The organism is Neobacillus sp. Soil_C_43 (assembly GCF_057656715.1).
Window position 1 is genome coordinate 138,702 of sequence record NZ_JBDGJV010000014.1, and the last position, 25,156, is coordinate 163,857.

Here is a 25,156-nt window from a genome sequence, read left to right on the forward strand (position 1 = left end):
ATATTCGTTTTTTATAAGGGTGGGAGACAGATGACAGCGGACATAAAAAGAGTAGAACAAGACTTCTTAGGGAAAAAAGACATACCAGCAGATGCTTATTACGGGATTCAAACACTTAGGGCGGTAGAAAATTTCCCTATAACGGGCTATCGCATTCAAGAAGAACTCATTAAAGCGTTAGCGATGGTTAAAAAGGCGGCTGCAATCGCAAATATGAATACCAAACGGTTGTATAGTGGACTAGGAGAGGTTATTAGTCAGGCAGCCGATGAAGTAATTGAGGGCAAATGGAATGATCAATTTATCGTGGACCCAATCCAAGGGGGAGCAGGTACATCGATGAATATGAATGCAAATGAAGTCATTGCCAATAGGGCACTAGAGTTACTAGGACATGAAAAGGGAGCTTATAACCATTTAAGTCCAAACACTCATGTGAATATGTCTCAATCGACTAATGATGTTTTCCCTACCGCTATTCATATAGCTACACTAAGAATGCTTGAAAAGTTACTTGAAACGATGAAAGAAATGAACAAGGTTTTCAAGACAAAAGCCAAACAGTTTGAAAATGTCATTAAAATGGGACGGACCCATCTTCAAGATGCAGTTCCGATTCGTCTCGGACAAGAATTTGAGGCATATAGCAGAGTATTGGAAAGAGATATAAACCGTATCCATCAATCAAGGGCTCATTTATATGAGGTGAATATGGGGGCAACAGCAGTTGGGACGGGTTTAAACGCTGATCCAGCATACATTAAAGATGTTGTCATTCAACTCGCAGAAATTAGTGGACTGCCATTGGTTAATGCTGAACATTTAGTGGATGCTACACAAAACACGGATGCATATACAGAGGTGTCAGCAGCATTAAAAGTATGTATGATGAATATGTCGAAAATAGCAAACGATCTTCGCTTAATGGCTTCGGGTCCCCGTGCAGGATTAGCAGAAATTTCTCTTCCAGCACGTCAACCGGGATCATCAATCATGCCTGGTAAGGTAAATCCAGTCATGCCAGAGCTGATTAACCAAATTGCCTTCCAGGTAATTGGGAATGATCATACAATTTGCTTAGCTTCTGAAGCAGGACAACTCGAATTAAATGTAATGGAACCCGTCTTAGTGTTTAACTTGCTCCAATCCATCAGTATCATGAATAATGGTTTCGCTTCCTTTACTGAACATTGTTTAAAGGGAATTGAAGCAAATGAAGCCCGTATGAAAGATTATGTAGAAAAGAGTGTAGGAATCATTACGGCGGTTAATCCTCATTTAGGATATGAAATCGCAGCTCGTATTGCTAGGGAAGCGACGATTAGTGGTAAATCAGTTCGAGAACTTTGTTTACAGCATGATGTGTTAACGGAAGAGGAACTGGATCTCATTTTAGACATTTATGAAATGACAAAGCCTGGGATTGCAGGGGCGGCACTTTTAGAACGAGACTAATCAACATTCGAATTGTAACAACAACAAAACAAACCCAAAGGAACTCTTTGGGTTTGTTTTGTTGAACAAATTATTTTTTCTCTTCTTTTTTCGCCATTTTTACCTCACCTAATGAACGATAAATTTGAGTATACATGCTGCCTTCAGCGACATGCTCTAGAAAAAAAGGACCAATAAGCTCTAAATATTCCTCGTCCTCGAACATTTTCTTACTTTGTAATTCCATTTCCGCTAACCCTTCATAAGTCGAAAGCAAGGCATAGGTATAGTCCTCCCCAGATACAGGAGTTAAAATCTCTACCTTATGGTTGTAGTTTTCGTTTCTAAATTTTTTAATCTCTCTTAAATTATCGATTCCTTCTTTAAATTTATCTTGTTTAATAATAAACGTTTGGTAAACAAAAACGGACATTTTTAGCACCCCTAGAAAAATTTTTCCTAGGTTTAAACTTACCTTAAAACTGGTAAATTATTCAGCTTTATGACAATTAACATAAGAAGCAGGGGCTTAGTTGGGTGTAATTAGAACCTATTTCAAAATTTCACTTAATGGCACAAGTTGGTATCCGTTTGTTTTTAACCATGGTATAACTTGGTCGACTGCTGCTGGTGTATTAATTCCTCCAATATGCATGAGAAGGATATCACCATTACTTGCACCACCTTTAATTCGCTCAATAATTACATCAGTAGAAGGTTGCTGCCAGTCAATTGTATCAAGAGACCATTGAACGCTATATGAATAACCAGCTTCCCCAACAATTTTTAGAGCTTCTGTATTAAAAGACCCATAAGGAAACCGGAAAAATGGACGTGGTGATTTGCCGGTTGTGTTTTTAATTATTTGTTCTGCTTTCAGTATATCCTGTTTAAATGCATTGGCTGTAGTTTTGACAGCATCAGGGTGTGAGTATGAGTGGTTTCCGATTTCATGCCCCTCATTGGTGATTCTTTTAGCATAGGATGGATATTTCTCAACCCATTTACCTGTTAAAAAGAAGGTCGCCTTCACGTTATGCTTTTTTAAGACATCAAGGATGCTGATACCTGCTGCATCGCTCCCGGCATCAAATGTTAATGCAATTTCCTTTTGGTTTGTTTTTCCATTATAAATCATGACAGAAGGACCAGTAGTTGGAGGAGGTTCCTGATTAGGCTGATTTCTTGGCGGTTCAACATTCTTTCCATACAATTTTAAAACCTGGCCAACATAGATAGTATCGGATGAGAGATTGTTCCAATTCTTGATTTTTTCTACAGTTACACTAGCTTTTGATGCAATGGACCAAAGGGTATCTCCTTTTACTACTGTATATTCAATGATTTCATCTTCAGGAATTTTAATGATTACAGGAGTGGAGGGTTTAGGTTGATCTGGATTTTCTTCATCAGGTTCGTCTACTGAAGGGGAGTCCTTGACAGGAGTTTGTTGTTTTCCTGGATCAGTTTCATTTTGTTTATCATTCCCAGCTGGGATTTCTGTTTTAGGAGAATCATCTTTCACCTTGTTGTTAAAGGCAAGGAAATTCAAATTCCAATCATGATAAAACAACATAAAAATAATTCCAACTAAGCAAATGGATGCGAGGATAAAGTAAAGCCACCTTAGTCCATTCTGTTTAAAATAAGATACAACCCCTAATACAAGAAACAAAGACAATAGCAGGATGGCAAGAAGAATTAAGGTATCTAACAAGATACATTCCCCCTTTTTAATCCGCAAAAGACATAAGAAACCGTAAAAATCCCTTTATTTATCCTATTTGTTACCTAACCTTTTATTTCCATATTTTTATTATTAGAAAAAGTAATTTTATTAAAGTTAGATAATGGTAAAATAAAATCTATTGGTTTCATTCCTCTTAATTGCAGGAAAATGAAAATAAAAATGGAATACTATCTGAAACCAAATCCAGTCTAAAAACGTCAAATAGTAGGTGAAAAGGAAATAATTAGATTTAATAAATAAATGGGGAAAAGATGGGGGAACATGGGAAAACTCACAAGGGTTATTTCAATTTTATTGGCTGGGAATTTTGTGCTATTGGCCGGTTGTACAGATCAACCGATTAAAGAGACAAAGGCTTCTGAACAACAACCGAAGACAAAAATAGAGAAAAAAGTGGAAAAGAAAAAGGAAGAGGAAAAGCCGGTCTTTGTAAGTATCATTGATCCGACAACAAAAGTAACTATAAAAACTTTTAATCCGAAGGAATTGGGTTTTTCTACTGACCTTGAAAAGTATAAAGTAGAGATTTCAAAAATAGCTAGAGAATTAGCAAGGGGAACGGAAACAACCCCTGGTTATGATAAGAGAATGATTCTAGATAAGCTAGATGTAAAGGGACAGGTAATAAAAGGGACACCACAAACCATATTAGATGAGGATGAATTGATAGAAAAAGTGATTCAGTCATCTGTAAAAGGTGGAAATGTGGAAGTGCCATTATATGTGACAGCAAGTGGATATAAAGTGGAAGATGCAGCCCATTTAGGGGAAGTCTTAGTCGCATCTTATACTACTCATTTTAATAGCGGTGTCGTTGGAAGAACGAAAAATATAGCTTTATCAGCACAAGCCATTAATAATGTTATTCTTGGTGAGGGGGACTCTTTCTCGTTTAATACGACTGTGGGCCCAAGTGACGCAGCGCACGGGTTTCAAAAGGCACCCGAAGCTCTAGAAGGGAAATTGGTTGATGGTATAGGTGGGGGTATTTGTCAAACTTCATCCACCTTATTTAATGCCATTGACAAACTAGGTGTTAGTTACATCGAAAAGCACCATCATTCACTACAGGTTGGGTATGTTCCAACTGGGAGAGATGCGACAGTATCCTATGGAGGTAAAGATTTTAGATTTAAAAATACGACAGGTGCGCCAGTAATCTTCAAGGCAATTGTAAGAAAAGGATCCTTAACCGTAGAGGTTAGGACCTCAAAAGCGTATCAAGACCTGATAAAGAAACGAATGTAAAGCTACTATAGCTACTATTGAAAAATGCCCAGTATGAATGATACTGGGCATCTTTAATGAGCAGAATTCAACTTATACTATTTGATGTTTCCACGGAACTATCTCAATTCTTCCCAATCTGTATAATGTCCGCTTCCTTGGCAGCCGGGACATTCAAACGAATTATAGTAGGCATATTCATTATAAGGGTAAACAGTATAACCACGACCTTGACAGTCAGGACACTTGCCTAAATCTTTCATACTGGTTACATGATTTTGATACCTTGTTTCTCTCCATTGATTAAATGAGTTTAGAAGTCCCATCATTTTCACCTCATCTTTTTTTATATTATGATGAGAAAATGGAAATGTTATGCAAAAAAATTACTATTTACTATCTAGACTCAATTTCTTCATCCTGTATTGTAGGCTTTGACGGCTCAATCCGAGTGACTTAGCTGCTCTTGAAATATTAAAATCATTTTTCTTTAGGACATGCTCAATATAGGTTTTTTCAAATAACTCCATTTGGTCTTTTAGAGGTATAGTTACGTCTGAATTTTCCTTTAGGAATGTATCAACAGTGGATAATGGCATCATTCTCTCTTTCAATTGCATTTTGCTACGATATTGGTAAGGTAAATGGGAGTACATAATAACTTCCTCATCCATCATTATGTTCATGGCTGCTTCAATAATATGCTCAAGCTCACGAACATTCCCGTGCCAATCATATTCAAGGAAGGACAAGTGGACTTCCTCCGATAAACCTTTTACATTCATTTGAAAGCGCTCATTATATTTATTAATAAAATGAGCGACCAATAATGGAATATCCTCTTTTCGATCTTTTAATGGAGGAACAAAGATTGTTACCACACCGAGCCGATAATATAAGTCTTTTCTCAATCGGTTATTGGCAATAGCATCAATCGGATCCTCATTCATATTCGCAATAACTCTAACATCGATCGGTGTATCCTTCGTATCGCCAATTCTCCTTATTGTTTTTTCCTGAAGAACCCGGAGTAATTTCGCCTGAAGATTTAAATTTAATGAATTAATTTCATCAAGCAACAAGGTTCCACCATTAGCTTGTTCAAATAATCCGGGTGTGTCGACTGCACCCGTGAATGCTCCCCGCTTTGTACCGAAAAGGAGACTTTCAATTAAGTTATCAGGCAGTGCAGCACAATTTTGTGAAATAAATGGAGCAGATAACCGCCCGCTGGCATTATGTATACTTTGAGCAAAAAGTTCCTTCCCAGTACCTGTATCACCGACAATCAATACATAAGAAGAGGTCCGAGTCGCACGTTTAGCAGATTCCTTAACCTCTAAAATAGCGGGACTAGTTCCTATAATGGAATCAAATGTGTATTTTGTTGACTCCCTATTCAAATTACCTTTAATTAGCCGTTCAAGTTTAGTAACATCCTTTGCAATTTCAACTGCACCCTTAAGATTCTCATCTAAATAGATAGGAATAGTATTGTTGATTGTAGTAACTTCTCGGCCCTTGTTATTAAAATAAGTTTGCTTTACGTTACTTGTTTCTTTCCTCTCCTGAAGTGCTTTTACAAGAGTACTAGATTGGTCATCCTTAAACATAAAGACATCGAGGAGGTTTTTATCCATTACATCATGAATGTCCATCGATTCCATTTGCATCATTTTTTTATTATAGATAATCGTTTTTCCGGTTTCGTCAACTGCATGAACTCCAACATCCACTTCGTCTAATATCCGTTTATACATTCGTGTTAAATAGAGTAAATCATTCTTTGATTTTTCCATGATGGTTCATACCCCTTGTTAATACTTTATGCACCTATTTAATCAAAAAAAACTTGATAACGCAAAATAATTTTGCGTTTTTTGCAAAAAAAGAGATTGTTAAGCAAAAAAAATTTGCATTATATTTTTAGAAACCCGTATCAACATGCAAAATTATTGTTGGCACGAAACTTGCAATATAGTTTTACGAAGATAAAAGGGGGAAACTGTAATGACAGTAGTAACAAATAAATCAACCGAAATCATTGAGCAGACAAATAAATTTGGTGCCAATAACTATCATCCACTTCCGATTGTAATTGCAAAAGCGGAAGGTGTTTGGGTAGAAGGACCAGAAGGAAATCGTTACATGGATATGTTAAGTGCCTATTCAGCGGTGAACCAAGGGCATCGTCATCCAAAAATCATTCTAGCCTTAAAGGATCAAGCAGATAAAGTAACGCTCACGTCACGTGCCTTTCATAATGATCAGCTAGGACCTTGGTACGAAAAGATTTGTAAACTAACCAATAAAAATATGGCCCTTCCTATGAACACAGGTGCCGAGGCAGTTGAAACAGCGTTAAAAGCCGCACGGCGTTGGGGCTATGGTGTAAAAGGTATTGCTGAAAATCAGGCAGAAATTATTGCGTGCACTGGGAATTTTCATGGAAGGACAATGGGTGCGGTTTCATTGTCGTCTGACCCTGAATACAAACGCGGTTTTGGGCCAATGCTCCCAGGCATTAAATTAATCCCATACGGTGATATTGAAGCACTAAAAGCAGCCATTACTCCGAATACAGCAGCATTCTTAATGGAGCCGATTCAAGGCGAGGCAGGCATCATTTTACCTCCTGAAGGATTTTTAAAGCAAGCTTCTGAATTGTGTAAAGAGCAAAATGTCTTATTCATCGCTGACGAAATACAAGTGGGCTTGGCACGGACGGGTAAGATGTTTGCGTGTGACTGGGAAGAAGTAGATCCTGATATGTTAATTTTAGGAAAAGCACTTGGAGGCGGCGTATTCCCAATTTCTTGTGTTGTGGCTAATTCTGATGTATTAGGCGTATTTAATCCAGGCTCACATGGATCTACTTTCGGAGGAAACCCACTAGCATGCGCTGTCTCACTAGCTGCACTAGATGTAATTGAGGAAGAAAAATTAGCAGAACGCTCACTTGAATTAGGAAAGTATTTTCTTGAACAATTAAATACAATCACCAACCCTATGATTAAAGACATACGAGGAAGAGGTTTGTTTATTGGGGTTGAGTTAACTGAAGCCGCAAGACCTTATTGTGAGGCTTTAAAGGAAGCCGGCTTATTATGCAAAGAAACACATGATACAGTGATCCGCTTTGCCCCTCCACTAATTATTACAAAAGAAGAGATTGATTGGGCCATCGAGAAAATCAAAATGGTATTATCATAAAAATATTTAATTACAATAGGGGTGGCAAAGATGCCTGCAAATACGCTAGTAAATGAAATGACAAAGGAACAGCAAAAAGAACAAGAGTCATTAAATTTATTTTATTCAACCCAAACGGTCATTCAAAAAGCACTTAATAAGTTAGGATATACAAACGAAATGTTTGAGTTATTAAAAGATCCTATTCGTTTACTGACTGTGCGGATACCAGTAAGGATGGATGATGGTTCCGTTAAAATTTTCACAGGTTATCGCTCTCAGCATAATGATGCAGTTGGTCCGACAAAAGGCGGCGTTCGGTTTCATCCTGAAGTAGATGAAGAGGAAGTAAAAGCGTTATCTATTTGGATGAGTTTAAAGTGTGGAATTACCGACCTGCCATATGGGGGAGGTAAGGGTGGAATTATTTGTGACCCGAGAAAAATGTCTTTTAGAGAGCTTGAGAGATTGAGCCGTGGATATGTTCGTGCAATCAGTCAAATTGTTGGTCCGACAAAAGATATTCCAGCCCCTGATGTATACACTAATTCGCAAATCATGGCATGGATGATGGATGAATATAGCCGTTTACGCGAGTTTGACTCACCAGGATTCATCACTGGGAAACCACTGGTGCTGGGTGGTTCGAAAGGTCGTGAAACAGCGACTGCAGCTGGTGTGACGATTTGTATTCAGGAAGCAGTGAAGAAAAAAGGGATAGACTTAATAGGTGCACGAGTTGTTATTCAAGGATTTGGTAATGCAGGTAGCTATCTAGCTAAATTCATGCATGATGCAGGTGCAAAGGTAGTTGCTGTTTCCGATGTATATGGCGGCGTGTACGATCCAAATGGGCTTGATATTAATAATCTATTAGATAGAAGAGACAGCTTTGGCACCTTCTCTCAATTATTTAAGAACACCATATCCAATAAAGAACTTCTTGAACTGGAATGTGATATCCTTGTTCCTGCGGCCATTTCAAATCAAATTACGGCGCAAAATGCTGCTAATATCAAAGCTTCAATTGTTGTTGAAGCGGCGAATGGACCGACTACGCTCGAAGCAACAAATATTCTAACAGAACGTGGAGTGCTTCTAGTTCCGGATATTTTAGCAAGTGCAGGTGGTGTTACCGTTTCTTATTTTGAATGGGTGCAAAATAATCAAGGATACTACTGGTCTGAAGAAGAGGTAAGTGAAAAACTTACTAAAGTGATGGTTGGATCCTTTGAAAATATTTACAAAGCGGCACAGACACATAATGTGGATATGCGCTTAGCAGCTTATATGGTGGGTATTAAAAAAGTAGCGGAGGCCTCTCGTTTTCGAGGCTGGGTTTAATAGGATAAAAAAATGCTCTTTCCATTTATGTGGAAAGGGCATTTTTGCATGTAAAGTGCAAATTATTTTAATATAATGCAAAAATATTTTGCATACTTGTTCAAAAAATGTTCAAAAATAGCCTTTGTTATTTTGGCATAGAAATTGCAAGTAATAAAGATTGGAATAGTAAAAATATTGGAAAGATTGAAAGCGGATTCTATAAAGGGGGAAGGTATATGAACTTAAACGAGAACAATGCAACACATGAATTAAGAAGAACAATGAAAACTAGGCATTTATTTATGATTTCTTTGGGTGGGGTAATTGGTTCAGGTCTGTTCTTGGGATCTGGTTACACCATTAGCCAAGCAGGACCTGCAGGTGCTATTCTTTCTTACATTGTTGGTGGGTTCATCATGTTCTTAACCATGCTTTGTTTAGGAGAATTATCCGTAGCCATGCCTGTTTCTGGCTCATTCCAAACCTACACAACAAAATTCATTGGACCAGGAACAGGGTTTGCACTTGGTTGGCTTTACTGGTTAGGATGGTCTGTAACGGTCGCATTAGAGTTATTATCTGCTGGGCAACTAATGCAGAGATGGTTTCCTGATTCTCCAGTGTGGATTTGGTGTGCGATATTTGCAATCGTATTATTTTCGCTTAATGCACTTTCTGCTCGAGCATTTGGAGAAACTGAATTTTGGTTCTCGAGCATCAAAATTTTTGCTATTTTAGCTTTTATTGTACTTGGTGGAGCGGCAACCTTTGGTTTTATTGACATGGAAGGTGGTAAACCAGCGCCATTTTTCTCTAATTTTACAGCTCACGGTCTTTTACCGCATGGTTTCACTGCTCTAATAATCACAATGATAGCGGTTAACTTTTCATTCCAAGGTACAGAATTAATAGGTATTGCTGCAGGAGAGAGTGAAGAGCCAGAAAAGACGATTCCTAAATCCATTAAGCAAACCGTTTGGCGTACTCTATTTTTCTTTGTTTTAGCTATTTTTGTTTTATCAAGCTTAATTCCTATGAAACAAGCAGGAGTAGTTGAGAGTCCATTTGTTGTTGTTTTTGATAGTATTGGTATTCCTTATGCGGCCGACCTAATGAACTTTGTTATTCTTACAGCATTACTTTCTGTTGCCAACTCTGGTCTATATGCCGCAACAAGGATGTTATATGCCATGTCAAAAGAAAAAATGACAAGCCCTGCCCTTGCAAAAGTTAATAAACAAGGGGTTCCTTTAAATGCACTAGTCTTGACGATAGGTATTGCTTTATTATCATTACTTTCAGGATTTTTTGCGGAGGAAACAGTCTTTGTTTGGCTGCTTTCGGTTGCAGGCTTAGGTGCCCAGGTTGGGTGGATCTCTATTACGGCTTCACAGATTGCCTTCCGAAGAAAATATATCCGTGAAGGTGGGAAAGTGGAGGACCTAAAATTTAGAACACCACTTTACCCTTTACTCCCGATTATCGCATTAACCCTAAACTGTATTGTATTAGGTAGTTTAGCGTTTGATTCAGAACAAAGGCTGGCCCTTTATTTAGGAGTTCCATTTGTAGCAGCATGTTATTTAATCTATCACTTAAAAATTAAAAAGAACCGCGAGCAGGATGAGGTTAGGGAGCAAGAATTACAGCTTCAAGATAATAAAAAAATGGTTATCTAACACCTTTCAAAAACGTTTGGAGTTTTCCGAGCGTTTTTATTTTTGGATAATGTGTTGTAAACATCAAATAATAATGATTGAGGTGATATGTAATGGGCAAATGGAATGAGCAAGCTGCACCGAATAATAATCTGCCACCAAAAACAATTAAACCTTGGGAATTATTAAGTCAAGATACTGGGCATGAATTTTCTGAGGAATTATCCGATGGTGGAGAGCGCGATGAGTTCATAGAGAGACAAAAAAACAATCCAAAATTGAAATAATCAGAAATAGTGACGATGAAGAATTCGTCACTTTTTTTCATTCCTTACTTTACAAAAAGTTTATGACGTTGTAGAATTTCTATGTACCTAACAAAACTAGGTAGGTGAAAAAATGTTTAACCGTGAATTGGTAAAAGGAAGCACATCGCTTATCTTGCTTCAATTATTAAACGAACGTGATATGTACGGCTATGAATTAGTAAAAGAGCTTGAACAGCGTAGTGATAATGGCCTGAGTGTTAAGGAAGGTACCTTGTATCCAGCACTTCATAAGCTTGAAAAGCAAGAGTACATTGAATGTTATTGGGTCGAGCAGGAAAAGGGTCCTGCACGGAAATACTATCGTATTACTAAAGCAGGAAAAGAGTTATTAAGCGAAAAAACCCGTGAGTGGCAGGATTTTGTTAAAGTAATGAACAAGGTAATAGGGAGATCAAAGCATGGAACGGCCGAAGAATAGGTTTCTTGCAGAACTTGCTGAGGGATTAGGAAACCATACAGATAAGAAAAGTATCCTATTGGAATATGAGACACATATTGATGAAATTCTCATTGAATCATCCCATATGAACGAAGAAGAGCTGACAAATCATATTGTAACAAGGCTAGGGAGTCCTTCGGAGATAGCTGAATTATGGAAGGATGAACTATCCGTTACTCCAAGTAACATGAAATGGCTGTTTATACTACTCAATATCCTTTTTTTTGGGGGAGGCAGCGTATTAACGTTAGCTCACAATCTTTTCGAATGGGTATGGTTAACGAAAATTTGGGATCATTTAACTTCTATTCCTATCATTATTGCCTTCCTGTACATGTTCTTTTGGGCTCTGCTCGGATATGAAATCGGGAAGGGTTTTGGTCAAAGGGGTCGAACGCTTCTAAGAAAAACGTTCTTATTATCACTCATTCCTAATTTAGTGTTGATGATTCTAACAGTTTTTCACATCATACCACATGCATGGTTTGCCCCTTTATTAACAAAAACATTTATTATTGCTTGTATCATTTTTACGATCACTCTTTACCCGATTAGCTGGTTAGGATATCGGTGGGGGAGAAAAGCTTCGATATGAGCAGTTTTTTTTGCCTGTATACCTAGTAAAACTATATATATAGAAAATCTATATAAAAAGAGGGATGCTACATGGAAATCAAGATTGGAAAATCAGATTGGTTGTTTTTATTGTTATGTTTATTGCTCGGGATCGTAGCCGAAGAAGCATTTTTCCGAGGTGAAGTAGGTATTTCCTATATTGTATTCATTATGTCATTCTACTTCGTCTTCTTTTGGAAATATCGCAGCTTTCCGTTTTCACATCAGCGATTAGGATACTTGATTGTTTGTTGTATATGGCTTCTATCAGCCAGTTATTTACTCAATGATAACCAGCTTTTCAAAGCGTTGAATATCGTTGTTATACCAGGATTGGTTATTTCTCATTTAGTATTAATAACAAGCCCAAAAAATTTCAAATGGAACCAGCCTGCATTTATCACTCTAATATTTTCAAGGCTCTTTGATATGTTTAAATATAACTTAAAATTCAGTTCGGTTTTAGGAGAAGGACTAAAACATGGTGTGGGTGGCGACAAGTGGTTAGTATGGAAAAAAATATTAATCGGGGTTGCCATCTCGATACCTGTCTTAATGGTTGTATTGAGATTACTCATGTCTGCTGATACGCAGTTTGAACGAATCATTGGTGGGATTCCGGATTGGTTCAATGTGTTGGACGCAGAAGGGGTGTTTCGTTTAATCGTCATCCTTATCTCCACATTTGGTTTCTTTGGCTTTATGCAAGTGCTGCTAATTAAGCAGATAAGGGTGCTTAAACAACAAGACAATACGGTGAAGTTTCAAATGGACGGAATTATTTCAATTACAGTACTTGTCCTCATAAATATTGTTTATATTTTATTTACGCTGGTACAGTTTAAATACTTCTTCAGTGGCACTCTACAAGATAACTACACTTACGCGGAGTATGCAAGAAAAGGCTTTTTTGAGCTTTTATTTGTCACCTTAATCAATTTATCAATTACTATTATTGTCATCACGTTTGTTCAGCTGACGAATTCTTTTATTAAGCGATTTACGCAAGTATTGCTTACCATTCTTGTTCTTTCAAGCTCAGTGATGCTAAGTTCAGCATTTCTACGGTTAGGCATGTATGAGGAAGCGTATGGCTTTACTTTTACCAGGGTCCTTGTCCATTCGTTTATGATTTTTCTGGTCATTATTTTTGCTTATTCCTTGGTGAAAATTTGGGTGGAAAAACTTTCATTATTTCACTTTTATTTTATTTCATCCATGATCTATTACACAGCAATAGCAGTAATTGACCTAGATAAAATCGTAATAAAAGAAAACATGAACCGCTTCGAAACAAGTGGCAAAATTGATATAAATTATCTCAATCAGTTATCATACACGGGGGTGGAAGGATTAATCACCCTTTATGAGGAAAATCCTGATATACCTGGCTTACGAAACATCTTGCTGGATAGAAAGAGGGAAGCACTCACCACTAACCTTCCGTGGCAATCCTATAATTTAAAAAGAGAGCAAGCTTTTAGTAAACTGAAAAAATTAGATATGGAATAGAAAACGGAAAATTTGATGCATGAACAATCCTGCTTTTAATATGATTAAATATAAAACATAGGGAGAGTTGTCTATGAATCGAAAAGATGTCATCCTCGAACAACTTTTATATTGTCATAACAAAAATGGTTGGTTTGTTTCCTTTCAAAGTGCTGTCGCTGGCCTAACATCAGAACAGGCATCATGGAAGGGGTCTGAAGATAGCAACTCAATCAAGGAAATTGTTAACCATCTAATCTTTTGGAATGAACGTTATTTACATCGATTTAAAGAGATGCCTCTTCAAAAGATGGAAGGAAATAATGACTCTACTTTTAGAAATTTGAGCGATTTAGAATGGCCTGAGGTTGAGGGGAAATTTAATTTAGTAATGTCGGACTGGTACAATACTGTTCGTAAGTGTGAGGAAGAGAAACTAGATCAACCTGTTAATCCTGAAGAAGGTGTTAATGACCCCTGGATTGGAACGTTAACATGTGTAACTCTCCATAATGCTCATCATATTGGTCAAATAGTAACGATTCGCAAACTTCAAGGTTCATGGAATACGGAACAGGGTGTAAGTTAGTCTTAAATAAAGCAAAAAACCGGGCCTCGGCCTGGTTTTTTGCTTTAATTGAGGGAGTCCTGCTTGCATGTATGTAGGAATTCTACACGAAATTAAGATATTTCTACACAAAATCATTGTTTATCTACACACTTTTATGATTTATCTACACACTTCTGCAACTTTTCTACACAAAATCTTACTATTTCTACAAATCTCCATTAATCAAAAAAAAAGCATGACCCACAACGTGAGTCCTGCTTCTCAAAATAAATATTAGTCACCATTAAACATATCAAAAATTCCTCGTGCGATACTACCTTCATCCTTTGAACCACCGCGAGAAGGTGCGGCAGCAAATACGCGGCTTGCTAGCCTGCTAAATGGTAGCGATTGAATCCACACAGATCCAGGACCGCGTAATGTGGCGAAGAATAAGCCTTCACCGCCGAACAGGGCCGTTTTCACACCTTTTACAAATTCAATTTCGTAATTAACATTGCTCGTCATAGCCACTAAGCAGCCTGTATCCACTCTTAAAGATTGGCCAGGAAGAAGGTCCTTTTTAATAATTGTTCCACCCGCGTGAACAAATGCCATGCCGTCGCCTTCAAGCTTTTGCATAATAAAGCCTTCGCCACCGAAGAAGCCGACACCCAATTTACGTTGGAATTCGATACCAACTTGAACACCTTTTGCAGCCGCTAAGAAGGCATCCTTTTGACAAATGATCTTCCCGCCATACTCACTTAAATCCATAGGAATGATTTTTCCAGGATAAGGGGAGGCAAATGAAACTCGCTTCTTGCCCATGCCGGTATTGGTAAAGGTAGTCATGAACAAACTTTCTCCTGTGAGTACGCGCTTACCTGCACTGAAAAGTTTACCCATCAGGCCGCTACCACCACTGCTGGAACCGTCTCCAAAAATCGTTTCCATATGTATGTCATCTTCCATCATCATAAAGCTTCCTGCCTCGGCAACCACTGTTTCCTGAGGATCAAGCTCTACCTCGACAAACTGCATATCATCTCCATAAATCTTAAAATCGATTTCATGGTTATTCATCAATATCCCTCCAATTTTTATAAAATATAAGTCCATATTTATTATAAAAAAATTAGGGAAAAAGTGCTAATTTTAAGGGAAGGACTTTATAGGACAAATAAAAAAGACGTCTGTCGAAACAGACGTCTTTTTGCGTATTGAGGCGAAAAACCACACTCCACATAGTGTGCTCCATAAGGAATGTTTCTCGACTTACACAACTCAGCTCATCGCTTTGCTATTGTAACACGAATACTTTTAGTAAACAAGAGACATTCAAAGAAAAAAATTTCCATTACTTTTATAAAAAATGCTTGATAAGAATGTTGAATTATTCTATATTCAAATAATCAGATATACAAAATTATAAGATGAGAAGGGTTGATATGTTTATTGATAAAAGATTCCATGATTATTCCTTAAGGAATGTACCGAAGGATCTCCTGTCAGGATTGATTGTAGGGGTAATCGCTATTCCCCTCGGAATGGCATTTGCCATTGCTTCAGGGGTGAAGCCAGAGTACGGAATCTATACGACCATTGTAGCCGGGATTCTTATCTCCTTATTTGGCGGATCCAAATACCAAATAGGTGGTCCAACTGGGGCTTTTATTCCTATTTTATTTGGAGTGGTGATGACCTACGGTTATGAAAATCTGCTAATAGCAGGATTCATGGCCGGTGTTATCCTGCTTCTGATGGGTATTTTTAGACTGGGTTCCTTGATTAAATATATACCTAGACCGGTAACGATTGGATTTACGGCAGGTATTGCGGTTACCATTTTCACAGGGCAGATTGCAAGTTTCCTAGGTTTAGAGGGAATAAAAAAGCATGAGGAGTTTATTGAGAACATTAACGAACTAGCTGTACATCTAAATACGTTGAACTTTTTTAGTATTTTAACAGCAGCTATTTGCTTGCTTACTGTGATCCTTACACCAAGGATTGAACCTAAAGTTCCAGGTCCGCTCATTGGTTTAATGGTCTCCACATTGGTTGCCACTCTTTTTTTTCCAAGTGAAGTGGCCACGATTGGAACTGCCTATGGTCAAATTCCAAGTACATTGCCGCAAATACAAATTCCAAGCATTGATATGGATATGATTATGAAGCTTGTAAAGCCGGCATTTGTCATCGCTATGCTGGGTGGCATTGAATCTTTGCTATCGGCAGTGGTAGCAGATGGAATGACCAATAATCGTCATAATAGCAACAAAGAGTTAATAGGGCAGGGAATTGCCAATATGATTACACCCTTATTTGGTGGAATTCCAGCTACTGGGGCTATTGCCCGTACAGCCACGAACATAAAGAATGGAGCGATTTCTCCGTTATCAGGAATTATTCATGGGATAGTCGTATTACTTGTTTTACTATTTTTCGCACCATATGCATCCTATATTCCTTTGGCAAGCATGGCGCCTATATTGATGGTAGTTGCTTGGAACATGAGCGAGAGAAAGGTGTTCTCTCATATATTAAAAACAAAATCGACCGATTCACTCGTCCTAGCAGTCACCTTTTTACTAACGGTTTTTGTTAATTTAACGACAGCTGTTGAAGTGGGTTTAGTGATGTCTGCCCTTCTATTTGCGAAGAGAATGAGCGATGTGATGGTTACGGCAAAAGCATTGCCGAATAGAGAACATAAACATGAAAAGGTAGAGACAGGAATGGTCTCAGATACACACGATTGCCCGCAAATTAGTATTTTTAATGTGGAAGGACCATTATTTTTCGGTGCTGCTGACACTTTTGAAAAAACAATTATGAGCACAATTAACTATCGGCCAAAAATTCTACTTCTCCGAATGAGTAAAGTACCTTTAATAGATACAACTGGAGAAGCAAATTTGTCTAGTATTGTTCACCATTTTTCGAAAAATGGTATAGTTATGATATCGGGTTTAAATCCTCAACCAGAAAATGTGTTGAAAAAGACAGGTTTATATCAATTAATCGGGGAAGACCACTTCTTCAATCATACAGGAGTGGCTATACAATATGCTTTAGAGCATATAAACAAAAATAAATGTCTAGGCTGCAAGCATTTTGCCTTTAGAGAATGTAAAAAGCTATCAGCTGTTGAGACGGTGGAAGGCGGTAGGAAGAAGCTAACTGCTACCATCTAAAAAAGCATAGGAGTGACCAAATTGAATCTTGAAATGCAGCAATTTAAGGCGGAATTCTTCAAGGCATTAGCACACCCTTTGAGAATCCGTATTTTAGAGCTCTTATCAGAAGGGGATAAAAGTGTAAACGAAATTCAAACACTCGTTGGAAGTGAAGGTTCGGCCGTTTCTCAACAATTGACCATCCTGCGAGCTAAAAATATTGTGACGGGTACGAAGGAAGGAAATAAGGTAATTTACACACTTAAGGATCCAATGATTATTGAATTGCTAGCTGTTGCCAGGCAGATTTTCAATAACCATCTCGTTGATACTATTACGATTCTGGATAAATTTAAAGAAGTAGACGAAGAAGCCACTGCAACACCGAAGAATTAATTTTCTTCGGTTTTTTTATGGAAAAAATCTCTATTTTGTAATAATTTATACCTGTTTTTTACAAAAATTAGATTACTATAAAGATGTAGCCAAATAAAGTCATTTTAGGAAGGTGATTCAAAGATGTATGACTTGGTATTGCTGCATCCCCCAACGGTATATGATTTTCGAAAGGAGATGCTATTTACAGGTCCAATTAGCGATGTCGTTCCTTCTTCTCCCGTATTTGAAATGTACCCGATCGGCTTAACTAGCATCGGAGATTTTCTTGAGCGGTATGGACTAAAAGTAAAAATCATTAATATCGCCAATCGCATGTTATTAAATCCTAAGTTTGATGTAGAAAAGAAAATCAGGAAAATAAAAACAAAGGCTTTTGGCATTGACCTCCATTGGCTTCCACATGCTCATGGAAGTGTAGAACTAGCAAAAATCATCAAAAAATACCACCCAGATACCCCAGTCATGTTCGGCGGACTTTCCAGTACTTATTTTCACAAAGAACTCATCCAATATCCGTTTATTGATTTTGTTTTGCGCGGTGATACAACGGAAAAATTAATTCTCTTGCTCCTAAATAAACTAGAGGGAAAGGAAACGGACAGTTTTTTTGATATTCCTAATCTTACATGGAAAAAGGGAACGGACTATCACTATAACGATATAACCTATGTTCCTGATAGTTTAGATGAATTCGATTTTCCAGGCTATCGATACATCATTCGGTCCGTATTTAAATATTTTAATCTACTTGATCCATTGCCTTATAAAGGGTGGCTACAGTATCCGAATACAGCAATCTTAACGTCAAAAGGGTGTACCTATAATTGTTTGATTTGCGGTGGCTCGAAGGATGCCTATGAGCTAAACTGTAATCGAAAAAAATTGGTGATGAGATCGCCTAAAAAAATGCTTGAGGACATAGCATTTATTCAACGATTTACACGTGCTCCCATTTTCCTGTTAAATGATATTAGGCAGGGAGGAAAAGAGTACGTTGAGGAATTCCTTGCCGGGTTAGAAAAAATGAAAGTGAAGAATGAAATTGTGTTCGAATTATTTAATTATGCGGACGAAGAGTTCTTTAAACGTCTCCATAAATCCATTCCGAAATACAGTATCGAATTGACACTTGAATCAGCAGACGAGGATATCCGTAAGTATAATGGGAAGCTTCCATGTTCAAATGAAAAGGTCATTGAAATGCTGCAAGCTGCCTTAAAACACAATTGTGCCAAAATTGATTTATTCTTTATGACGGGGATACCGAATCAAGATTATGAAAGTGCAATGAGGAATGTGGATTTTTGTGAAATTATTCACAAAAGATGTGACGGTAACCTACGTATTTCATATTTTGTTGCTCCGCTCTCACCCTTTCTTGATCCTGGAAGTCCTGCTTTTGAACATCCAGAAAAATATGGGTATAAGAAATTCTGTCATAAGCTCGAAGACTTCCGGGAGGCAATGAAACAGCCTTCGTGGAAAAATATGCTGAGTTATGAAACAAACAGTATGACAAGAGCGGAAATCGTAAGAGCTACCTATGATTCGGCTTTAAAGCTAAATGACTTTAAATATAAAAACAACCTGATTACAAAAGATGTCCATGATGAAGTAGCTGTTAAGATAGATAAATCATTGGAATTCCTCCAGCGCTTGGATAGGATCATTCTTCTGCCCAAATCAAAACAAAAGCAGGAAATGGAGAAAATTAAGGAAGAAGTAGACCAAATCAATCGTCACAGCATCTGTGGAAAAAATGAACTAAAGTGGGAGGTGAAAAAGCTATTTGCTGATTTCCCATCCTTAACCTACATCGGCCTGGAATTATTAGTGAAGGATATCATTAAAGGTGTAAAGTGCAGGTTAGGAAAAATCGACAGAAATATTGTTTTTACAGGTGAGTCTCAAAATAGTAGCATTGAAAAGTAATAGAATTTGGGTTAAATATTTTAATGCTAAAAATAAACTATTATTTTCCTACAAAAAGTGACAGATTGTTCGAAAATAGACACGTTAAAAGGGTCCTTTAACCTATGAAATTTGGCGAGAAACCCGCTAGAAATGTAGAATTGTGGAGGTTTGTGTCGCCCTCTCCTTTATTGACAGTTGAGCTAATCCCATGGTAAATTTTAATCAGCCGTTGCACGAGATTAGATTTATAAATTACTAGCTTGTTCAAAGTTTTAAACGATGTTTGGATGAGAAAAATAAGTAAAGCTATCACGTTGTAATTTGGTGAATTTTACACATGGCTTTTGTTAGCCAATAGGAGGATTTTTTCACATGAAAAACGGTAAAGTAAAATGGTTTAACTCAGAAAAAGGTTTTGGATTCATCGAAGCAGAAGACGGAAACGACGTATTCGTTCACTATTCTGCAATCCAAACAGAAGGTTTCAAAACTTTAGAAGAAGGTCAAGAAGTTTCTTTCGAAGTTGTTGAAGGAGCTCGTGGACCACAAGCTGCTAACGTTACTAAGAAGTAATTCTAACTAAAACAAACTTTAACAGTCCGGACATTGTTCCGGGCTGTTTTTCATTTTTCCGCTTAAAAATCCTTATTTTACCCCCATTCTATAATGATTTCCAGCCTCATTGTTATTGGTATTTTGCTATAATGGTAGTATTCGTAAAAGTAAAGTTAATGAAAATTGAGGTGATTCAGATGAAATTTATCCATACAGCGGATTGGCATTTGGGCAAATTAGTTCACGGTGTCTATATGACAGAAAATCAGCGCGAGGCTTTGGAACAATTTGTGGCTATTGTGGCCGAAGAGAAGCCAGATGCGGTCGTCATTGCAGGAGATTTATATGACCGATCTGTGCCTCCGACGGATGCAGTAGAGTTACTAGATGAGATTCTTTTTAAGATTAATGTAGAGTTGAAGACGCCTGTGATTGCAATTGCTGGTAACCACGACAGTGCAGAGCGTCTGTCGTTCGGCAGCTCTTGGTATAAACACAGCCAATTCTATTTGTCTGGTAAATTAACAAACAGCTTCAAGCCTGTAAGCATTAATGGAGTGAACTTCTATCTTGTTCCTTATGCAGAGCCTGGGGTTGTCCGCCAGCTTCTTGAAGACGAGACGATCCACTCCCATCAAGAGGCCATGAAAGCACTAATCGGCAAAATGGAAGAATCATTAAATCCAAATGAACCGAATGTATTGGTAGGACATGCCTTTGTCCTGGGGGGCCAAACCTCTGATTCCGAGCGAGTATTATCTGTTGGTGGTTCTGGATGTGTGGGTGCTGAATTGTTCGAACCATTCTCTTATACAGCTCTAGGTCATTTGCACAGTCCTGATGCCATCAACCACAGTAAAGTGAAATATTCAGGTTCACTATTAAAATATTCTTTTTCAGAAGCAAAACAGAAAAAGTCCATCTCAATCATCGAAATGGATGAGAAGGGGAATTTTACCCATCGTTACCGCTCTCTTACTCCAAGGCACGATATGCGCGAGTTAGAAGGCCATTTGGAACAACTACTCGACCCCCATTTTTATGAAAAAGAACTGGTCCATGACTATTTGAAAGTTACTCTTCTTGACGAAGGGGCACTAATAGACCCGATCAATAAATTGCGCCAAGTGTACCCAAATGTTCTACATCTTGAAAGAAAAATAGACATTACTGATTTGAAAAAAAAGCAGTCGTTCAGCGCAATTCGCAGCGAGAAAAAGTCTGAGCTTGAGTTATTTGAACAATTTTACTCAGAGATTACTACTTCTGATTTTACTAGTGATAAAAAAGAGGTAATGGCAGAGATTATCGAAAAAGTACTGCGTGAGGAGGGAATCAAATGAAACCATTAAAACTAACCATGCAGGCATTTGGTCCTTACGCGGGCAGGGAAGAAATCGACTTTTCCCATTTAGGTAATCGAACGATGTTTGTGATCTCTGGAAAAACAGGTGCCGGAAAAACGACCATTTTTGATGCGATTAGTTATGCAATCTATGGAAAAGCCAGTGGTGAGGATCGGAATGGTCCAGAACTTCGTAGTCAATTTGCCAGCGATGAACATTTAACGGAGGTTTCTCTCGATTTTTCTCTTCGGAATAAAGTTTATTCGATAACAAGGTCCCCACAACAGTTAAAGAAAAAGGACAAGGGAGAAGGATTTACACAGCTAGGTGCAAAAGCCGAACTATATCGGTGGGATGAAAATGGCGAGAAAAAGCTGCTGGCATCAAAAATCAATGATGTGGAAGAGAAAATCAAAGAAATTATGCTGATTGATGCAAATCAATTCAGGCAAATTCTGATGATCCCACAGGGTGAATTCCGAAAACTATTGACCTCGGACAGTAAAGATAAAGAAGTGATTCTTCAGCGCTTATTCCATACCCAGTTATATAAAATGGTCGAAGAGAAGCTGAAAATAGAAGCAACGGATCTTAAAAAAGCAGTAGAGGACCAAGTGCAGGCACGAAACGAGGCAATTCGGCGCATCCAAGCAGTGACAAATGAGGAGCTGCGGGAATATATAGAGGCAAATAGTGTAAATGATACGATTATACTGCCCCTCTTAAAGGAAGAGATTTCTGGTATCGGTGAAAGGCTTGAGGAACTGAATATTCAGTTTAAAGTTAAGGGTCTGGAACAGGATAAACTGAAGGAACAGCTTTTTGAAGCGGAAGCGATTTTAAAACAGTTGCAGACTAAAGTGGATTTAAAAAATCAAAAAGAACGACTTGTCGCACAAGAAGCGTTATTCGCGGAAAAAGAAGTGCAGGTCCAACGAGCACAAAAAGCCGCTCTTTTAGCAAAACAAGAGGAGCTTTGTCACCGGCTAAAGAAGGAAGTAGATCAACACCAAATTAATGTTGATTCTATAAAATCGGAAATGGAAAAGCTTGATCAATTAATGCAGCAGTATGAGCAGAGGCTCAAAATGGAACTTGAGCGAGAGGGTGAACGCCAAACAGCCCTCAATGAAGTCAATCAATTAGTTAATATGAAAGAAGATGTCTATTCATTTGCAGCCTTGCTTAAAGAGACATCACAAAAGGATGCTGAGTTAAAAGCAGCTCAAGAAAAATTGAGACAATCCGAGCAAGCAATTGACCATTTGCATGAGCATATAACTTCCCTTAATAAAGACAGGGAAGAGATAGAAAAAGGAAAGCTTAGCTACTTAGAAAATGAAAGCACAATGGATAAGCTCAAGGCTGAGCTTGATCGATTTGATAAATATGATACCTTACTTGGACGCTACAAAAAGGCTGAACAGGCTTTAAGGACCAGTACTGGTCGTTATGAAAATACGGTTGCCAAATTTACAGACGCCAGAGCTCTTGTTGATGAACTAGAAACGAAATGGATGCATGGGCAGGCAGCGATTTTAGCTGCAAAGCTTCAAACGGGTGAGGCATGTCCTGTTTGTGGCTCTGAGCATCACCCGACTCCTGCTCTACAGCACGAAGTCACTATTCCAACCGAGGAAGATTTGAAAGCTGCAAAGGAACAGGCGGCTAAATGGGAAAGAGAAAAATCATTGGATGAAGCAAATTTTTACCAAAGTCAATCCGCTGAAAAAACACAGAAGGATGCAGTTCAGGAAATGCTTCAAGAAATACGTTCCTACCGTGCTGATTTTTCAGAAGAGGATTTATTACATGTGAAAATGGAGACGTCCACTGCGAAAAATCAGCTTGTCCAGACTCAAAGCAAACTTGCAGAACAGATACAACAGCTGGACCATATAAAGGGTGTCATTGAAAAGCATGAGGCTGAAAAAAGCGAGTTGCAGCTTGCTATTCAACAGTTAGTGGCAAGGGTGAACGAAGTAACTGTTGAATTTACAGAAAAGAAAACGAATTTGACAAGAATGATGAAGCTCATACCAGAGAATCTTCGTTCAGAAGTTGAATACGAAAAAACGCTCTCTGCTTCACGTAACCGCTATGAGATCCTATTGAAACAGCTAGAGGAAGCTCAACAACGCTTACAAGGTGTGAAAGAAAAGCGCTCAAATGAATCAGCTAGGTTGCAGGATGCCGAGAGTCATTTCTCTAGCAAGCAACAGGAGCTTCTTACAGAACGGGAGATCTTTAAAGATAAGTTATCTGAGCAAGGGTTTGAAAACTATGGTGTGTATCATTCTTCGAAACAATCGGAGGATGAAATTCGCAGACTTGAGGGGCAAATCCGTGCTTATCGAGAAGAGTTACGTTCGGTTACTGATCGTTTGAACGAGTTGACAGAACTATTATCAGATGTGAAAACGCCTGATGTTGAGGGATTAAAGCTGGAGCTTGCAAAACGAACAAGCGAGCTGGAAGAGCTAAACCAGCAACGTACGGATTTGTTTGTTAAAAAGCGTGATAATGAAGAAATATACAGCAGGGTAGTAAGCTTGAATGAACAGATGAAAGTGCTTGAGGAAAGGTATAAGCTAATTGGGCATCTGTACGAGATTGCCAAAGGGCAAAATAATTTTCGAATTACCTTTGAGCGCTATGTCCTTGCCGCTTTCTTAGACGATATTTTGCGCGAAGCGAATGTTCGCTTAAGAAAAATGACATCAGGTCGTTTCGAATTGCTCAGAAAAACGGACCGAGCGAAAGGGAATGCACAAAGTGGTTTGGAACTGCTTGTGTTCGATCAGTATACTGGCCAGGAACGTCATGTTAAAACATTATCTGGTGGTGAAAGCTTTAAGGCTTCCTTGTCGTTAGCGCTAGGGCTTGCGGATGTGGTTCAAAATTATGCGGGCGGTGTGTCATTAGAGACGATGTTTATTGATGAAGGTTTTGGTACGCTTGACCCAGAGTCATTAGATCAAGCGATTGAAGCGTTAATGGATATTCAAAGCAGTGGCCGGTTAGTCGGGATCATTTCGCACGTACCGGAACTAAAGGAACGAATTGATGTTAGGCTGGAGGTTATTGCTGGCCAGACTGGTAGTAGGACGGAGTTTGTGTTTATTAATTAGGGGACATTTGAGAGATTTGAGATAGCAAAGGTTTTCGGGACTTTGCTACGCGACCGATTTCTGTGAGATGATGATCGGAAGGTCGCGTAGGGAGGTTCTATGAGACCGTTGAGCGTGAAAAAATGATTGGAAGGTCGCGTAGGAGGGTTCTATGAGACCGTTGAGCGTGATGAAAAGAAAGAAAGGTCGCGTAGGAGGGTTCTATGAGACCGTTGAGCGTGAATAGATAAAAGAAAGGTCGCGTAGGGTGGTTCTACGAGACCGTTGAGCGTGAAGAAATGAAAGAAAGGTCGCGTAGGAGGGTTCTATGAGACTGTTGAGCGTGAAAAAAAGAAAGAAAGGTCGCGTAGGGTGGTTCTATGAGACCGTTGAAGCTGAATAGATGAAAGAAAGGTCGCGTAGCGTGGATCTATGAGACCGTTGAAGCGTGAATAGATGAAAGAAAGGTCGCGTAGGAGGGTTCTATGAGACCGTTGAAGCGTGAATAGATGAAAGAAAGGTCGCGTAGGAGGGTTCTATGAGACCGTTGAAGCTGAATAGGAGTCAAGTCCATTTAATTGTGTAAAAGTGTCAACAATGTTTTCGCTTGTAAAAAAAGAATGAGTATAGTGAACTACA

21 protein-coding genes are annotated in these 25,156 nt (G+C 38.4%); 16 read left to right on the forward strand and 5 right to left on the reverse strand.

The genetic code is table 11. The features are described 5' to 3' along the window. Positions 1-30: 30 nt before the first annotated feature. Entirely contained in the window at positions 31-1,455 is a 1,425-nt protein-coding gene (gene aspA / locus AC3A54_RS18180) for an aspartate ammonia-lyase (RefSeq protein ID WP_308079927.1), read from the forward strand. A gap of 70 nt (positions 1,456-1,525) precedes the next feature. Here the strand turns inward: aspA and AC3A54_RS18185 are convergent, their stop codons facing one another. Beyond that, positions 1,526-1,867, reverse strand: coding sequence for a hypothetical protein (locus tag AC3A54_RS18185; protein ID WP_308079926.1), 342 nt, complete (start codon positions 1,865-1,867; stop codon positions 1,526-1,528). Between the two features lie 117 nt (positions 1,868-1,984). Further along, positions 1,985-3,151, reverse strand: a complete 1,167-nt coding sequence (locus tag AC3A54_RS18190) for a polysaccharide deacetylase family protein (protein ID WP_487655575.1) — start codon at positions 3,149-3,151, stop codon at positions 1,985-1,987. Between the two features lie 294 nt (positions 3,152-3,445). Between AC3A54_RS18190 and AC3A54_RS18195 the strand changes: the two genes are divergently transcribed. After that, positions 3,446-4,432, forward strand: a complete 987-nt coding sequence (locus tag AC3A54_RS18195) for a VanW family protein (RefSeq protein ID WP_487655576.1) — start codon at positions 3,446-3,448, stop codon at positions 4,430-4,432. A gap of 98 nt (positions 4,433-4,530) precedes the next feature. Here the strand turns inward: AC3A54_RS18195 and AC3A54_RS18200 are convergent, their stop codons facing one another. Both AC3A54_RS18200 and AC3A54_RS18205 read right to left on the reverse strand, forming a co-directional pair. Then, on the reverse strand, positions 4,531-4,740 hold the full coding sequence (locus AC3A54_RS18200; protein WP_487655577.1) for a methionine aminopeptidase: 210 nt from the start codon (positions 4,738-4,740) through the stop codon (positions 4,531-4,533). Positions 4,741-4,800: 60 nt separating this feature from the next. Further along, positions 4,801-6,210 (reverse strand): sigma-54 interaction domain-containing protein, encoded by a 1,410-nt coding sequence (locus AC3A54_RS18205; RefSeq protein WP_487655578.1) that lies wholly within the window; start codon positions 6,208-6,210, stop codon positions 4,801-4,803. A gap of 211 nt (positions 6,211-6,421) precedes the next feature. Here AC3A54_RS18205 and AC3A54_RS18210 point away from each other — a divergent pair, with 211 nt between their 5' ends. The 8 genes from AC3A54_RS18210 (at position 6,422) to AC3A54_RS18245 (ending at position 14,050) form a co-directional block, all read left to right on the forward strand. After that, entirely contained in the window at positions 6,422-7,624 is a 1,203-nt protein-coding gene (locus AC3A54_RS18210; RefSeq protein ID WP_487655579.1) for an ornithine--oxo-acid transaminase, read from the forward strand. Between the two features lie 57 nt (positions 7,625-7,681). Then, complete coding sequence (locus tag AC3A54_RS18215) at positions 7,682-8,947, forward strand: Glu/Leu/Phe/Val family dehydrogenase (RefSeq protein WP_487655597.1); 1,266 nt, start codon at positions 7,682-7,684, stop codon at positions 8,945-8,947. A 218-nt stretch (positions 8,948-9,165) separates the two neighbouring features. Continuing rightward, entirely contained in the window at positions 9,166-10,608 is a 1,443-nt protein-coding gene (locus AC3A54_RS18220) for an amino acid permease (protein ID WP_487655580.1), read from the forward strand. Positions 10,609-10,700: 92 nt separating this feature from the next. Next, complete coding sequence (locus tag AC3A54_RS18225; protein WP_487655581.1) at positions 10,701-10,874, forward strand: hypothetical protein; 174 nt, start codon at positions 10,701-10,703, stop codon at positions 10,872-10,874. Between the two features lie 112 nt (positions 10,875-10,986). Beyond that, positions 10,987-11,334, forward strand: coding sequence for a PadR family transcriptional regulator (locus AC3A54_RS18230; RefSeq protein WP_308079918.1), 348 nt, complete (start codon positions 10,987-10,989; stop codon positions 11,332-11,334). Continuing rightward, on the forward strand, positions 11,315-11,950 hold the full coding sequence (locus AC3A54_RS18235; RefSeq protein ID WP_487655582.1) for an HAAS signaling domain-containing protein: 636 nt from the start codon (positions 11,315-11,317) through the stop codon (positions 11,948-11,950). The genes AC3A54_RS18230 and AC3A54_RS18235 overlap by 20 nt, the downstream gene beginning before the upstream one ends. A 71-nt stretch (positions 11,951-12,021) precedes the next feature. Continuing rightward, positions 12,022-13,482 (forward strand): DUF4153 domain-containing protein, encoded by a 1,461-nt coding sequence (locus tag AC3A54_RS18240; RefSeq protein WP_487655583.1) that lies wholly within the window; start codon positions 12,022-12,024, stop codon positions 13,480-13,482. A gap of 73 nt (positions 13,483-13,555) precedes the next feature. Further along, positions 13,556-14,050, forward strand: coding sequence for a DinB family protein (locus tag AC3A54_RS18245; protein WP_487655584.1), 495 nt, complete (start codon positions 13,556-13,558; stop codon positions 14,048-14,050). 255 nt (positions 14,051-14,305) lie between these two features. Here the strand turns inward: AC3A54_RS18245 and AC3A54_RS18250 are convergent, their stop codons facing one another. Beyond that, positions 14,306-15,097, reverse strand: a complete 792-nt coding sequence (locus AC3A54_RS18250; protein ID WP_487655585.1) for a TIGR00266 family protein — start codon at positions 15,095-15,097, stop codon at positions 14,306-14,308. Between the two features lie 365 nt (positions 15,098-15,462). Here AC3A54_RS18250 and AC3A54_RS18255 point away from each other — a divergent pair, with 365 nt between their 5' ends. From AC3A54_RS18255 to AC3A54_RS18280, 6 genes are all read left to right on the forward strand, one after another. Next, positions 15,463-17,211, forward strand: a complete 1,749-nt coding sequence (locus AC3A54_RS18255) for a SulP family inorganic anion transporter (RefSeq protein ID WP_487655586.1) — start codon at positions 15,463-15,465, stop codon at positions 17,209-17,211. Positions 17,212-17,232: 21 nt separating this feature from the next. Further along, on the forward strand, positions 17,233-17,589 hold the full coding sequence (locus AC3A54_RS18260; RefSeq protein ID WP_308079913.1) for an ArsR/SmtB family transcription factor: 357 nt from the start codon (positions 17,233-17,235) through the stop codon (positions 17,587-17,589). Positions 17,590-17,712: 123 nt separating this feature from the next. Then, entirely contained in the window at positions 17,713-19,524 is a 1,812-nt protein-coding gene (locus AC3A54_RS18265; protein WP_487655587.1) for a TIGR04190 family B12-binding domain/radical SAM domain protein, read from the forward strand. Positions 19,525-19,878: 354 nt separating this feature from the next. Next, positions 19,879-20,079: a cold-shock protein gene (locus AC3A54_RS18270; protein ID WP_007083969.1), complete on the forward strand. Its 201-nt coding sequence runs from the start codon at positions 19,879-19,881 to the stop codon at positions 20,077-20,079. A 179-nt stretch (positions 20,080-20,258) separates the two neighbouring features. After that, the gene (locus AC3A54_RS18275) at positions 20,259-21,404 is read left to right on the forward strand and encodes an exonuclease SbcCD subunit D (RefSeq protein ID WP_487655588.1); all 1,146 of its coding nucleotides are present in this window, start codon (positions 20,259-20,261) and stop codon (positions 21,402-21,404) included. Further along, positions 21,401-24,538 carry an AAA family ATPase gene (locus tag AC3A54_RS18280; RefSeq protein ID WP_487655589.1) on the forward strand — a complete coding sequence of 1,046 codons (3,138 nt, stop codon included), beginning with the start codon at positions 21,401-21,403 and terminating at the stop codon, positions 24,536-24,538. The genes AC3A54_RS18275 and AC3A54_RS18280 overlap by 4 nt, the downstream gene beginning before the upstream one ends. Positions 24,539-25,156: the final 618 nt, after the last annotated feature.

Bases quoted from the DNA above. Each gene is read 5' to 3' on its own strand.
- aspA (WP_308079927.1), top strand. From the start codon at position 31: ATGACAGCGGACATAAAAAGAGTAGAACAAGACTTCTTAGGGAAAAAA.
- AC3A54_RS18185 (WP_308079926.1), bottom strand. From the start codon at position 1,867: ATGTCCGTTTTTGTTTACCAAACGTTTATTATTAAACAAGATAAATTT.
- AC3A54_RS18195 (WP_487655576.1), top strand. From the start codon at position 3,446: ATGGGAAAACTCACAAGGGTTATTTCAATTTTATTGGCTGGGAATTTT.
- AC3A54_RS18200 (WP_487655577.1), bottom strand. From the start codon at position 4,740: ATGATGGGACTTCTAAACTCATTTAATCAATGGAGAGAAACAAGGTAT.
- AC3A54_RS18205 (WP_487655578.1), bottom strand. From the start codon at position 6,210: ATGGAAAAATCAAAGAATGATTTACTCTATTTAACACGAATGTATAAA.
- AC3A54_RS18210 (WP_487655579.1), top strand. From the start codon at position 6,422: ATGACAGTAGTAACAAATAAATCAACCGAAATCATTGAGCAGACAAAT.
- AC3A54_RS18215 (WP_487655597.1), top strand. From the start codon at position 7,682: ATGACAAAGGAACAGCAAAAAGAACAAGAGTCATTAAATTTATTTTAT.
- AC3A54_RS18220 (WP_487655580.1), top strand. From the start codon at position 9,166: ATGAACTTAAACGAGAACAATGCAACACATGAATTAAGAAGAACAATG.
- AC3A54_RS18225 (WP_487655581.1), top strand. From the start codon at position 10,701: ATGGGCAAATGGAATGAGCAAGCTGCACCGAATAATAATCTGCCACCA.
- AC3A54_RS18230 (WP_308079918.1), top strand. From the start codon at position 10,987: ATGTTTAACCGTGAATTGGTAAAAGGAAGCACATCGCTTATCTTGCTT.
- AC3A54_RS18235 (WP_487655582.1), top strand. From the start codon at position 11,315: ATGGAACGGCCGAAGAATAGGTTTCTTGCAGAACTTGCTGAGGGATTA.
- AC3A54_RS18240 (WP_487655583.1), top strand. From the start codon at position 12,022: ATGGAAATCAAGATTGGAAAATCAGATTGGTTGTTTTTATTGTTATGT.
- AC3A54_RS18245 (WP_487655584.1), top strand. From the start codon at position 13,556: ATGAATCGAAAAGATGTCATCCTCGAACAACTTTTATATTGTCATAAC.
- AC3A54_RS18250 (WP_487655585.1), bottom strand. From the start codon at position 15,097: ATGAATAACCATGAAATCGATTTTAAGATTTATGGAGATGATATGCAG.
- AC3A54_RS18255 (WP_487655586.1), top strand. From the start codon at position 15,463: ATGTTTATTGATAAAAGATTCCATGATTATTCCTTAAGGAATGTACCG.
- AC3A54_RS18265 (WP_487655587.1), top strand. From the start codon at position 17,713: ATGTATGACTTGGTATTGCTGCATCCCCCAACGGTATATGATTTTCGA.
- AC3A54_RS18270 (WP_007083969.1), top strand. From the start codon at position 19,879: ATGAAAAACGGTAAAGTAAAATGGTTTAACTCAGAAAAAGGTTTTGGA.
- AC3A54_RS18275 (WP_487655588.1), top strand. From the start codon at position 20,259: ATGAAATTTATCCATACAGCGGATTGGCATTTGGGCAAATTAGTTCAC.
- AC3A54_RS18280 (WP_487655589.1), top strand. From the start codon at position 21,401: ATGAAACCATTAAAACTAACCATGCAGGCATTTGGTCCTTACGCGGGC.